General features: G+C 42.5%; 8 protein-coding genes. All 8 read right to left on the bottom strand.

Going from position 1 to position 13,273, the window contains the following annotated elements; translation table 11 throughout:
- Nucleotides 1–77 precede the first annotated feature (77 nt).
- Nucleotides 78–1,397 (bottom strand): ABC transporter substrate-binding protein, encoded by a 1,320-nt coding sequence (locus tag VE23_RS01390; protein ID WP_048749411.1) that lies wholly within the window; start codon nucleotides 1,395–1,397, stop codon nucleotides 78–80.
- Nucleotides 1,398–1,567: 170 nt separating this feature from the next.
- Nucleotides 1,568–3,331: a cache domain-containing sensor histidine kinase gene (locus VE23_RS01385; protein WP_048749416.1), complete on the bottom strand. Its 1,764-nt coding sequence runs from the start codon at nucleotides 3,329–3,331 to the stop codon at nucleotides 1,568–1,570.
- A 24-nt stretch (nucleotides 3,332–3,355) separates the two neighbouring features.
- The gene (locus tag VE23_RS01380) at nucleotides 3,356–4,912 is read right to left on the bottom strand and encodes a response regulator transcription factor (protein ID WP_049867114.1); all 1,557 of its coding nucleotides are present in this window, start codon (nucleotides 4,910–4,912) and stop codon (nucleotides 3,356–3,358) included.
- 747 nt (nucleotides 4,913–5,659) lie between these two features.
- Entirely contained in the window at nucleotides 5,660–6,568 is a 909-nt protein-coding gene (locus tag VE23_RS25600; RefSeq protein ID WP_021877435.1) for an AlbA family DNA-binding domain-containing protein, read from the bottom strand.
- Nucleotides 6,565–9,657: a sacsin N-terminal ATP-binding-like domain-containing protein gene (locus tag VE23_RS01375; protein ID WP_198156122.1), complete on the bottom strand. Its 3,093-nt coding sequence runs from the start codon at nucleotides 9,655–9,657 to the stop codon at nucleotides 6,565–6,567. The genes VE23_RS25600 and VE23_RS01375 overlap by 4 nt, the downstream gene beginning before the upstream one ends.
- Before the next feature lie 17 nt (nucleotides 9,658–9,674).
- Entirely contained in the window at nucleotides 9,675–11,573 is a 1,899-nt protein-coding gene (locus tag VE23_RS01370; protein WP_048744030.1) for a hypothetical protein, read from the bottom strand.
- The gene (locus tag VE23_RS26275) at nucleotides 11,573–12,076 is read right to left on the bottom strand and encodes an ABC-three component system middle component 2 (RefSeq protein ID WP_069202419.1); all 504 of its coding nucleotides are present in this window, start codon (nucleotides 12,074–12,076) and stop codon (nucleotides 11,573–11,575) included. The genes VE23_RS01370 and VE23_RS26275 overlap by 1 nt, the downstream gene beginning before the upstream one ends.
- On the bottom strand, nucleotides 12,073–13,185 hold the full coding sequence (locus VE23_RS26270; protein ID WP_153783395.1) for an ABC-three component system protein: 1,113 nt from the start codon (nucleotides 13,183–13,185) through the stop codon (nucleotides 12,073–12,075). The genes VE23_RS26275 and VE23_RS26270 overlap by 4 nt, the downstream gene beginning before the upstream one ends.
- Nucleotides 13,186–13,273: the final 88 nt, after the last annotated feature.

Here is a 13,273-nt window from a genome sequence, read left to right as displayed (position 1 = left end):
AATAAGGGTAGAGCGTCCGGAAGCCGGCCGGGTGTATCCACACCGCCTGCCTTCGGACGCCCAAGATTTCGGAAAGACTATTGGGTTTGCGCTTCCGCTTGCTGCTGAGCGTCCTTCAGAACAGCGTCAATCGATTTCCCGCTCAAGAAGTTCTGCATTTCCACGATCAGGATATCTTCGATCGCATATGTGCTGGCGCCATAGTTGACGCGCGGGATCTGATTGGTCCAGTTGGCGAAATCGGCGATGACGGTCTGATTGTTATAGAAGGGATCGGCTTGGGAATAAGCTTCTCCGGAGGCGGCAGGCGCATAGGTTCCGATGGCGCCGATGTCGGTGATCAGCTTCTGGTACAGCTCCGTGCTGGAGCCGAACGTTTTGGCCATGAAGTCGGCAGCCGCCTCTTTGCCGGGCACGTTGAGGACATACCACGAGCTGCCTCCGAGGTTCGATGCATTGACGGCGCCCGATTGGCCGGACAGTCTTGGAATCGGCACGACCGCCCATTTGCCGGATTGATCTCCTTGCGACTTGATGGAAGCGCTGATCCAGTTGCCGGTCGGCACCGAAGCGACGTCGCCGCTGTTGAAGGCCGCCAGGTATTGGCTCCAATCGGACACCGGCTTGACCATGTTGTCCTCGATCATCGTTTTGTACAGCTGGAAGGCTTCCTTGAGAGCCGGATTGCCTTCCAGGTAAGGCTTCTTGCCGTCTTTGTCCATGTACCAGGAGCCTGCCGTCTGGATCATGGTCCGGACGATTCCCAGGTCGTTGGGATCCAGGGCGAGCATATTTTTGCCGGTCGCCTCTTTCACTTTTTTGCCGATCTCGATGTACTGGTCCCAGGTGATGTTTTGCAGGTCGGAGGTTTTGTAGCCGGCTTTCTCCAGATAATCCGTCCTGACAAACAGGCCGGTCACGCCGGAGTCGAACGGGAGTCCGTAATTTTTGCCGTCGACGCTCGTCGGCCCGATTTTGTACTGGGCGAAGTCGGAGCCTTTGATCGAAGAGGTGAGATCGAAGAACATGTCCGGGAACGCCTGGAGGAAGCTTTGCGCGCGGTAGTCCTCGATCAGGACGATATTCGGAAGGCCTTTGTTCGAACCCGAGCCGAAGCCGGTATTCAGCTTCTGGACGATATCGGCCTGGGCATTTTCAATGACGGTGATTTTGGTGTCCGGGTGGTCCTTCGCATACAGTTCCTTCGCGAGCTCCAAAGCTTTGATGTTGAAGTTCTTGTCCCAGGCCCAGATCGTGATTTCCTTGGATGAGCTTCCGCCGCTCGGCTCGGTTCCGCCTTTATTGGCGCTGGAGCTGTTGCCGGAGCCGCTGTCGGAGCTGCAAGCGCTTAGGATCAGGAGCAATGCCATGGCTAAAAGCAAGGTTGCTTTTTTCATTCTCGAACCCCCAAAATCATAGTTTGTAAGCGATTTCCGCCTTGAAGCCATCGTAGCATCCGCGAAAATGAGGGGGTTAGCATTATCTTTATCTCAACCGGTACTTTTATCGCTTTCCTGCAGATGACAGCCCTTTCATTCCGCACTTTATTTGGAAAGCAGCACGATTTTCAGCTTTTTTGAAAAGGAATCCGAATCCGTACCCGCGTCCCTTCTCCCTGCACGCTGTGGATGGAGATTCCGTAAGGCTCGCCATAGAGCAGGATCAAGCGGTCGTGGACATTGCTCACCCCTATTCCCGTGAACAGCTGCCGCCTGCTCTTGGAGCTCTTGGGCCTCGGCCCGCTCATGTCCATGCCGTCTCCGTTGTCGGCGACCTCGCAGGTCAGCGTCTCGCCTTCCCGGGTGATCGTAACGTACACATGACCTTCCGGCTTCGTATTGAAAGCGTGAAAAAAGGCATTTTCGATGAAAGGCTGGATGATGAGCTTCGGCAGAGACGCTTCGCAGCATTCCTCCGATACGAAATACTGCACCCGGATGCGATCGCCGTAACGCACCTGGTTGATGAATACGTAATGCTTGAGATTGTCCAGCTCCTGGCCGACCGTGACGGTCTCGCTGACGTTGCCTATGGCGTTCTGGAGCAGGGAGATCAGGGCGTTGATCGTTTCCGCCGCCTTCTCCCGGCTTCCCTGCTTCACCATGATTTTAATCGAGGCCAAAGTATTGTACAGGAAATGGGGATTGATCTGGCGCTGCAGCGCGGCCAGCTCCGCCTGCCTCTGCTTCTGCTGGGTCTGCACGAGCTGCTCCACATATTCATGCAGCTCGTCGAGCATGAAGTTGAAGGCTTGGGCCAGCTGCCGGGTTTCATAACTTCCCGACACCTTCACGTAATGATGGAACTCGTACTTCGAAATGGTAGAGATCTGTTTGACCAGCCGGGTCAGCGACTTCGTCATTTTGCGGGTGATGAAGAAGACCACGATAAGGGCTCCGGCCACGATGGCCACACAGATCAGAAGGATCGACCGGGTATCGATAAGCTGGCCTAGCGCCCACTGCTTGTCGATGAGATTGACGATGTACATGTCATAGAAAGAGAGATCCTGCGCGAGGATCAAGTCTTTTTTGCCCATGAATTCCGCTTCCTTGAAGGAAAGTCCCCGCTGCTGGATGTCCACGGCATGCCGGAGCAGATCGGGGGCTTCCTGGCCGATGAGAGCCGAATCGTTGCTGGAGATGATGACGCCGGATTTGCTCAGGATCACAACCGAGTTCCCTCTGCTCGTATAGCTGCTGTAGAAGCTTCTCAGCTGGCTCTCTGGAATCGCTACGTACAAAGACCCGTAGACCTTTCTTGTGGTCCGGTCCATCAGCGCCTTCGCAGCGACAATAAACGGCTTTTGCTCCCCTTTGTCCGGATCGTAATGGAACTCGTACTGAAGCCGGTCCGGCGCCGACTGGACGCTTTTTGCCAGCGGGCTTGCCTTGAGCTGATCGTCCGTGACGGACCAGATGCTGCGGCTGGTGGAGTATGTGCGGCCATTGTTCCCGAGCACGAGGAGATCGACATCGTACGCATCGAGGTTCGAGCTGCTCGGCTTGACCTGCTTGCTCATGCTGTAGTAGCTCTTGAACAAGGCCGCCGAATCGGCCGTCCCCTCCGTAAGGAACTGCCGTACCGTTCCGCTTTGCTGGATGTTGATGATCGAGGTGGAGACGGCGTCGTTGAACGATTCGAACCCCGACTTGATCTGGCTGATCACCTTGGCGTTCGTGATGCTGAACGTATCCATGAACAAGCGCTCGGAGATCCGGATCGTGCTCCACGAGGTCAGAAGGGATACGGATACGATGCTCAGCAGCAGAACGACGAACATTTTCATGAACAAGCCGTGGAACTTCAACCGTTCCAATTTCCGCTTCATTGCCTGCATGCCGGCCACCCTTTTCTATTTCGCATAATGGCGTCGATACTCGCTGGGCGAGAAGCCCGTCGCCTTTTTGAACACTCTGGAAAAATAGCTGGGATCCGAGTAGCCGACCCTCTCGCTGATTTCGGAAATCGTCGCCTCTCTCTGCCTCAGCTGCTCGGCCGCCTTGTCCGTACGGATCTTGTTCAGATACTCCGTGAAGCCCTCCTTGTTATGGGAGGCGAAGTAGCTGGACAGGTAGGAAGGATTGAAGTGGAAGTGCTTGGCCATTTCCTTCAGCGTGAGAGGCTCCGCATAATTTTTCTCGATATATTCGAGCAGCCTCTTCATGTTGCCGCCGCCGGGCTGCTCCTGCTGCCCGATGCACAGCTTCGCCTCTTCGATGAAGGCATTCAGGCATTCCGCTGCATCCGGGGCGTACAAGGACTCGTTGATCTCGTTGAAGTAGGCGTATTTGACCCGTTCCAGCTCCTTGACATCATGCTTCCCATTGACCAGAAGCACCGTAATATTGAACATGATCGCAGTCAGGAACGATTTGAATTCGAACACATCCGTGCCGCAGCATGAGGCCCATGCATCCACATAGTTTTTCAACTCCTCAAAAGCAGCTTCGTAACGGCCGTGCCGGATTTCGTCCGCGAATCGATTCAGCGGGAAAGGGCCCGGCGGGAGCCCGGCAGCCGGCAGCTCCTCCTCCACGATGACCCTCCGGTCCGGCAAATAAAACCGGCTGTTCAGCCGCTTGGCAAGCTCGCCGTCATATACATCCGCCGTGAGGGCGATATTGCCGTAGACGCGGCTCAAGGCGAATGCGGCATGCGGGAACTGCTCCTCCGTCAAGCGGGCAACGGCCCGCAGCCACTCGAGTACGCCGGAACTGCCGCAAGACTCCAAATTGAGCAGCGCCAGGACAGATCCGCTCTTCGGCTCCAGCACGCATGCGGCCGTGTCCGGTAGCAGGCAAGCCAGCATTTCCTCCATAATCTTCCGCATTTCTCCTGTCTCGAAACTCGAGGAGGGACGGGTCCTCAGCTCCGCCCCCGCCAGGCAAAAATGACGATGAGGAAACATTCCCTCCATCGAGGCTTCGTCCAAGTCCGCTCCGCGGCTGCCAAGCAGCCTTTCCACTGCTGCCCGCATGGACAGCTTCTCCGGAGAGGCAAGCTCGGCCCTGGCGAGCGACGGAATCCGGGCAGCCGTTTTTTTCAAGATGCGCAGCAGCTCGTTCTCCTCCAGCTTCGGCTTCAGGATATAATCGGCGACGCCGCTTTGGAAGGTCGCTCTCACATAATCGAATTCTCCGAAGCTGCTCAAGATGATGACCTCGATATCCGGATACCGGCTTTTGATTTGCCGTGTAAGCTCCTCTCCGTCCATGACAGGCATGACGATATCCGTCAGCACGATATGGGGACGGAGCTTGTCGATGAGCGACAGGGCTTCCTTGCCGTTGGAAGCCTCGCCCGCGATGCGGAATCCCTCCTGCTCCCAGTTCAGATAATGCTTGATGCCTTGCCTGATCAGCACCTCGTCATCCACCAGCACAATATCGCACCATACTTTTTCTGTCATGGTCAGCCCCCCGAATGATAACGCTGTCATTTTGAAGCTGCCGGCAGCCTTGGCTGCCGCGCCGAGCTACCCTGCTTAAATGAAAAAAACCACCTCCCTCTTTGCGCAGATCGCAAAGGGGGGAGTGCGTGGTTTAACCGGCTCCTACCTGTTATGAACTTGATTTCATAGTAGCATTTCGAGGCGCAAATGAAAACGGGGTCCTTTTTCCCACTTCGATCCGCTTCCAGCTGGGATAGCTTCTGCAAGCCGGCGTGGAGGTCCACTCCTTCTTCCTGCGGTGCAATAGGGCGTTACAAAGAAAAAAGGCTCGTGATCTGCTCTGGGAGCATCTCACGAACCTGTCGATGATAAAGTGGTGCGGTCAAGAGGACTTGAACCTCCACGTCATTGCTGACACTAGAACCTGAAACTTGCGCGCTAAAGGGAAGCAAGCGGAAGCTATGTTCCTTTAGAGGAACCAAAAAACCACGAAAAGCCTATAAAATCAAGGGGTTTCGGCGTTTCACGCCACCCTTCCCTAGTGCCACAAGGCGTCTCGTAAATTCATCAAAAAGTGACTGAAATTGCACGTTTGAGAGAACTCGGAGAGAACGATACTCGAATCAGCCCTGCTCCACTACCATCGACAAATTATAGCGGAGCAAGAAATTAAATACCTTTCTTGTGTAAGAAGCCTAATACAATCGCTTGATTAGGTTGTTTCCCTAGTTGACGATTCTTATATAAGAACTTTTCACTAAGTAACTACGATTCTTGTATTTTTACGCACATATGATAAAGCCGTGTATTTTTACCTGAACGATTATGCGTAGTTGTCATGAATCTTATATCAGAGTATGAATAATCTTTATCAGCATTTGTATCAGAAGAGACAAGCATTACTGGATATTCACGTGTTTTAACGTAGTTGCAATACCTATCCCAAAAAGACCCAAAATCTTTAACTTTAACATATGACAAACATACATTGAATGCATTTCCTGTTGTATCGTAAGAATATATCTTGTCAAGATGAACATCAAGATAATTAGTATTTAAGCTATCCAAATTAAGGGCTTCAATAATAGTAAAAGGCATTCTATCGTTTTCAACAAAAATATCAATTTCGCCAGATGATTTACCACTAGCAGAACTTCCGCGTCGAGTTTGGTCTTTTATGCGATATCCGTTTGTCTCCAGTAAATCTGTAATAAAGTCATTACGCTCATCTTCTGTAGTGCTAACGTAAAGCTTACGTGCTTGAAGTTTGATGCAAGCCAAGTAAAGATCACGAATAAATAAATCGGTTAGTGACTCTGTATTTTGTGGAGGCTTGAAGAAAATCTCGTTTGTAATATTTATCACTTTTATTGCATAAATATTTTTACCTTCAATACTAAGTGTACCAAATTCTATTATTGGTTGCTCAGCTAACAAACTGAGTGCCCGTTTAATAGGTTCATCTAATATGAACCCATTACTTATTCCATTAATAGAGTAATTATCTGTATTTTTGCTTACCCCGATTACAATGTAGCCATACCCCTCTGTCATGTTTGACAGAGCAGCAATAAACAAAGCCAAATTTTGCGGTCTGAATTCTACGTTTCTACAAATAAGATTTTTTGAATCAGGGGATTGTAGTAATTGCTTTACTTCATTAATGTCAATCATTTTTCTCTTATGCTCCTAAGTGGAATCTTGTTAACACCAGTCAGCTTTAATATTTTCCCAAATGTAATTTTTTGCGGCTCGCTCTTATCATCTTCAACCCATAATTCACAATCCTTTTCATAGTCAAGCATATCCAACTCAGTATCATAATATAATATTATTTGACCATAATCAGACGGTCGAGTAATTAAATATATTTCAGTACCGTGTTTTTTTATTACGAAGATAGTATTACTAATTCTGATTGGATCTGAAACGTCATATTCCGATTTTTTCTTATCTAAAAATTCAAGGATTTTATTCTTGGAGCGCTCAAGAATATCTTGGACATAGCTGAATAATTCTGAATTGCGTTTAGAATCATGAATAAATTCTGGGCCAAACACATTATTTGCCAGAGCACGATTTAAATCTTCTTCAGTTGAAATACCCCATTGTGCAAGAATTTCCATTGAAATCTCCACCGTTTTACTAGAACTACTTTCAACATTTGAGCGAGATAATATCTGCTCTAATTCTTGCACTCCAGAAACACCATATTTCTCTAATATGTCGTTGTATTCTTCAATTTTCGACATATTTTCAGCAATATCATTATCATTATAAAACCAATGTAAATTAGTTGATAATTCTTTGAAGCACTTTTTTACCTTTTCATTAGCCAAATTTTCTCTAAGCCAAAGATACGTTTTATTAAATACTTCTTTTACATCAATATCGTTGTGCCCAATGCTGTTTTTATTTTCTTTCACATACTGTGTGATTTTCTCGGAAATATTCTCTAGGTAGACAGTTCTATTTTCAGGCAGATCTAAAATAATGTCTTTTGATAACAATGTTTTACGTACATCATATCCAGCATATTTAGATGCATCTTTAAGGATTTCATCAATTTCACCTGAATCCAGTGATAATTCTGCTCTCATTTTGAAATTTCCATATTGATCAGGCAATATAGCAATCCGATCCAATAAACCATCTTGCTCATATTTCACCAAAATTCGAACGAAATTTGACACCCACATCATCGCCTCATGCTCACTGGCAAAATTAAAACTAGAGGCAAAGATTCTTATACTTTCATAGGAGCTTATGTCCTTGGTTATTTTTTCCCTCCAGAATTTCAATGCCAATTTTAATAGCTCTTGTGAATGTTTCGATACACTATTCCTTATCCAGGCATCTTTACCTTGTAATTCATAAACAAGATCTAAAAAGTCATTTTGTTCGCTATTCTGTTTAGCTTGAAGAGAAATAATGCTCTTATAAAAGTCTTCTGCTGAAGGATGTGATCTATGCAATTTTTTTAGAATCTCTGAGAAAACATCATCTAACGTGAGTTTTTTTAAATTAGCAAGGAACTCACTATTAATTTCTCTATCCAATAATTCAATTTTAAAATCGAAATTTAATACAGTAGATATGTCTTTATAAATTTCATCAATACCGCAATCAAGTGATACCTCATCTAAAGTACGAAATTCACCGTATTGATTTGGCAAAATACGTGGGCTTCTGCCAAGGTTGTTGGTATACAAATATTCATTAGAATAGAATAATGCTAATAATTCATTTAGCCAGTCAGTTACATTACCATTAAGATGTTTTGATAACTCACTAATATTTTCAAATGCTTCTACTCGGTTAATTAAATCTAATAAACCGTAATTTCGGCATTCTTCCCATAAAGAATTGTACCAACACTCTAATTCTTCACGCTTTGTAATCATATGGGGAATGAGTTTGCTTGATAGTGTCCATACTTTTGCCCTGAGAGTTTCATCTAAATCTTTTGGAATGAATACACCTGTACCGCCCCATTCATCTATAAGAGGCATTTTGCCAGCATTATGTGTAGAAATGAGAGGAATTTCTATGATATGAGACTTTAGTTTATTAATTATTTCTTGCTCAAACCACTCTTTAGATAGCCAATCCTTTGCAGGCTGTTCAGGGATTTTAGTAATGTTGTAGATTCCCTCATATTCTTTTTCTAAAAAGTAGTCCACTATCTTAACATAAAATAGTGAAGCTTCCATTAATATTTGCTTATTTTCAGCTATTTGTTTATGTACTTTATCCGTTAAATGTATTCCGTTTCGTGGTTCTGTTGGATTAAACTTAGGACTGTTTACTACAACAGGAAATGAAAAATCATTTGTTCCTAAGAGAGGAAAGTCGCAAAATATTTTGGGTAATTGAGTATCGTACTTTGTTGTAAAATTGTTACCTGCTTGCTGTTCGACTTCTACTGCAACAGATAAGTCATTCGTTCCCAAAACAAAAATATATCTATCTTTTGTCATCCCCTTTGTTGCAATTACAACATTTGTCACACTCGCATCTTCAAGCTCAGTTTCAATCATTCTGCCGCGGCTAATTTTTTGTATATATTGACCGCTTGTTACTGTGATTGAACCTATCTCTGGAACAAATGCAAATACGTAAGGTGCAGCAATAAGCAGATTCTTCAGACCTTTCTTTGCTGTTGACACTCCAGATTCGTCCAAAACATAGGTGAAGCAAGTATTGAAATCTTCGTCATTTATTGTTTTGTCAGTAGTTATGGTAGTATTCTTATCTAACTGCGAACAACTTTCTTGTATGGCACTAATTATTGATTGCTGATCCATACCAGATCGGTCTAAAATAACATTAAAAGAACATGGTGATTCACCAGCATCCTGCAGATATCCAGAAACCCTAACTTTTTCTGAAAGCAAGTGAGTAGTTAAAAAGCCTGTTCCAAATTTCCCAGTAGTCTTCTTATTTTTTTCATTAGTTATTGTGCGATCTTTTGTTGACACTTGTTCTATAAGAAAAACAATATTTTCTGTCGAGAACAGTTTACCATTATGTTTGAATTCAACAGTCTTATTGCCTTCGTCAAAGTTTATAATTATGTCAACCATCCCACTTGTGTTAACAACGTCTTTCGCATTTTGTATAAGTTCCCAGATCCATCTATAAGAGGTTGTCTCATCATTCTTCAATTTTAACTCAGTCAGCATATCAATTATTTTATTTGCAGCTTGTGTCTCTTGGGCTTTATTTCGTAAATTACGTATTTTCTGCGAAAACTCCATCATTTCACTATCACCTTCAACTATTCAATTGGATTATTGCTCACTGATTCAGAAATATTGTCAACCGGAATAAAACCATATCTCCCCACACCAATTACTTTGCTAAAGTGAATATAGTTCATGTTATCCTGTACTTCTTTAATAGGGTCTATATTTTCAAAAATGATTACCTGAACATCATTTCGAAGTTTAGATAAATTTTTGAAAAAGGCTTGCTTCATGTCTAACGATATATCTTCTTCACTACTGCTTAGTGTTGTTTGATTGAGTCTTTCTTTGTAAGTAGTTAACGGAGAATCTAAAATAATCAGCCCAGGATGCTTGAGTCCAATACTTCTTGTATATTTCATAATAGCAATAACAAAAGCAGCATTTAATATTGCCCGATAACCTTTTCCATGATTTTTTCTTTTCTTACCTGAAACAATTAACTCCTGATCATCATAATCTATGCTTACACTTGTTAAATCAGGGTAGTTCCATCCAGCAAGTAACTCTTTCACTTCTGTAGCAAAATCATCATAAATTTCTGTTGTTATTTCATTAACGAATTTCATCTTCTGATTCTTTTTAGACAACTCCCTCATAATATCTAACTGGCTAGTTTGATACTCAGCAATACGACGTTCATTAAGTTCAATTTCTTGAAAAATCTTTTTTATGTTCAACAAAGTATCCATTCTTTCTTTCGTTAATACTGCAACTGGCTTTAATTCACGCTGAATAATGACCTCAATTTCCTTAATTCGTTGACTTAAAAGTTTAACTTTTTCATTGTTTTCTTTATTCTCATTTTGTAGATTTGTTAATGTTTCTCTAAGATCAATTAGCTGAGCGTTAATTTTATTACTTTCCTCAGAACACGCAATTTGTAAATCCTCTAAGTAAAAATCATGATTATGCTCAGTAGTTTTTGAGTTGAAAGGATTATTGCAAACAGGGCAATTTGAATCAAATAATTGTGAGATATAGTGATCCCCTTCAATAAGAAATTGAAGTCGATCTAAATCAGAAAGATAGCTTTTTTCAAGCAATCTGAATCTTTCTAATAGTTCTTCAAGCATTAAAATTCTTGATTTTATTTCTTGTTCTTGAATCCATATTTCTTTCTTTTGTCCCATCCTAAGATTAATTTCTTTGCTATTATTTGATAATGTACTCATTAATTTCTCAATCTCTTTTGTTAGTTCATTGGCATCATAGTCCTGAATTTGTGCGCCTTTTTCTTTCAATTCCATTTTCAATTTCTGCAACAAAGAGCTTACAAACTCCAACTTTCCTTCGAGTCGGGTTCTGTATATCTTAGGGTCTTCTATCTCTTCTCCATGATTATCGTCTACGCCTGTTAGAATAGTCTTAAATGCAGACTGTTCAGTCGTTTTATTAGAGGGTATACCTGAAAAAATAGGCACTTCCTCTGATATAATTTTTTCCTCATTAAGCATCATTAGAGCAACAAGATTTCTAAAAGAAAAAGATACTTTGGTTCCTCTTGCATTTTTCCTTAAAAGCATATCTTTGATTCCCGTTAAGGATAAGAGAAATGTTGATATATTGTCCTTGTCATCCTTATCATGCTTAGCTTTCAGTTTCACACAATTCTGCAGAAATGAAATATCATCAATTTTTGACTCATAGACAAAAATTGATGAATCACCAATTTCACGCTTTAATGTATAGCTTTCTCCTTCGTATTTCTCAAGTTCAATAAAAATAGTTGAATACCCAATACTTTCATCTATTTCTTTTGGTTCATCTTTACCACCAAACATATAGTTTATTAATTGAAATATGTAAGTCTTCCCAGTATCAGAAGCACCTGAGATAACATTAAGCCCTTTTTTGAGTACGATACTAGCATTTCTCTTATTTTTTCCTGTAAGTCGGATTTCCGAAATAAAAAAACCCTCTGTATTCATTAGTTGTCCCCCCTTACGAAAGCTTCTTTTACAAATTCTCCACCCCAGCGATCAATATTTTTCATTATAAAATTTTTGAGTTCCACATCAGTATAATTAGAGAATTTGTCGATCAGTAATTTATTCACATCCAGAAGCCGTAGCATATAGTTAGACTCAAAATGTTGAAGAAACGCTTTAGAGTAAGGTGTTGCTCCATACAAAATTCCGCTTTTTCCATATTCGATGTTAATAAGCTTTTTGCTAATCATTAAGTGAAGCCCTTGGCTTACTAAATCTCGCTTTATCAGTATTTCACCAGATCGAGATGGTGTTGAAGGATGCAGACTCTCAAATTCTGGCTCAACATCACCATAATGTGTTAATAGATAATCCAAATAAATCAACCTTTGAATATCTATAGCTTTATTTTCTAATCCTGCTAAAATCACTAAGCATCGAAGTCCAGTTTCTAATGGAGTATTGAATAGGTAGGTTTCTCTACTTAATTTTACCTCGTTCATTTTCTCACCCAGTTCAGAATGTCATTGTTCGCCAGTTGATGGCAAATTCCACTTCTATCACTTCCATCAATGTAGCTAATTAGTACATTGCTTGTAATCTCCAATTTTCTAGCTTCTTTTATTGTTTCCTTAACACATACAAAGCCGTCAGCATGAGTATCCTCTGCAGTGTCTATTACTCCTCTATAAATTTCATCCTGCAACTTTTCAAAGGGCTCGTCATAAGGCAACTCATCTCTAGCAAATCTTCTAAGTGATTCTGCTTTATAATAGTCTTCCCGCTGTCTATTAAAATGTCGATGCAGCGAGCTGTAGCTTTTCAACTCCTCAACACCAGCAATCTTTTTTCCAAGGTGATCTGAATATGCTTCAAATAGTTGTGAAACATATCTTACTTCTTCCGGTTTTATTGAAGGCCCTGGGGCCTCCGACTGAGGTCTAGGCTTATTTAACCCACCACCAAAACGATATTTATAAAAAGGTGTGCTGCTGTACTGTTCTATCAATTTCTGAGGAGGACAGTGATTTATTATTGAAAAGTCAAACTTTTGGATATATTCCAGCAACTCATTAGTTAAAGAAACTTCACTTACATTCGTAATCTTTCTCTTGCATTTATCTTCCCAAGCTGAGATTAATCCAGCATTCAGACGAGTCGGATACTCGATTAATTCTGATAAAGAAGTTCCCAAACCACAAGAAGAAATCAAATAGTACTTTCTTGGAATTGTATATTCTTTAATAAACGTGTAGTAGCATAGTTTCCCCAATTCTAACCATACATCACTTGGATAAAGCGGATGGTCATAATGCTTACATTGATAATTATCCCAGACATGATTCGGGGAATCATTATTTACAAATGCAACTATATCCCTTCCCTTATCACCTGCCGAGCCTGAGCGATACACAGATGTATACTCTTTTTTCAAATATCCATCGACCCATTCACAAATCATATCCTCAAATTGATCTGCTGAAAATGTTCGCAATCTATCTATAGGGGGGATAGGCAACCCAAAAAGAATATCGTAATTATCCGGCTTTTGCGGTAATTTGAATGGTTTTAATTCACTTAGAGTAGTTTCCATATAATCACCTTTCAACAAGAAATGCTACTTCATTAGGATATTCTACATTTTCCAAGCATTTCCTCCCTTTTCCGCAAAAATGCTGGTCATTAACTCAACTTCCGCA

The organism is Paenibacillus sp. D9 (assembly GCF_001188365.1).
Lineage (GTDB): Bacteria > Bacillota > Bacilli > Paenibacillales > Paenibacillaceae > Paenibacillus_O > Paenibacillus_O humicus.
This window is presented reverse-complemented; position numbering and strand designations above follow the sequence as displayed.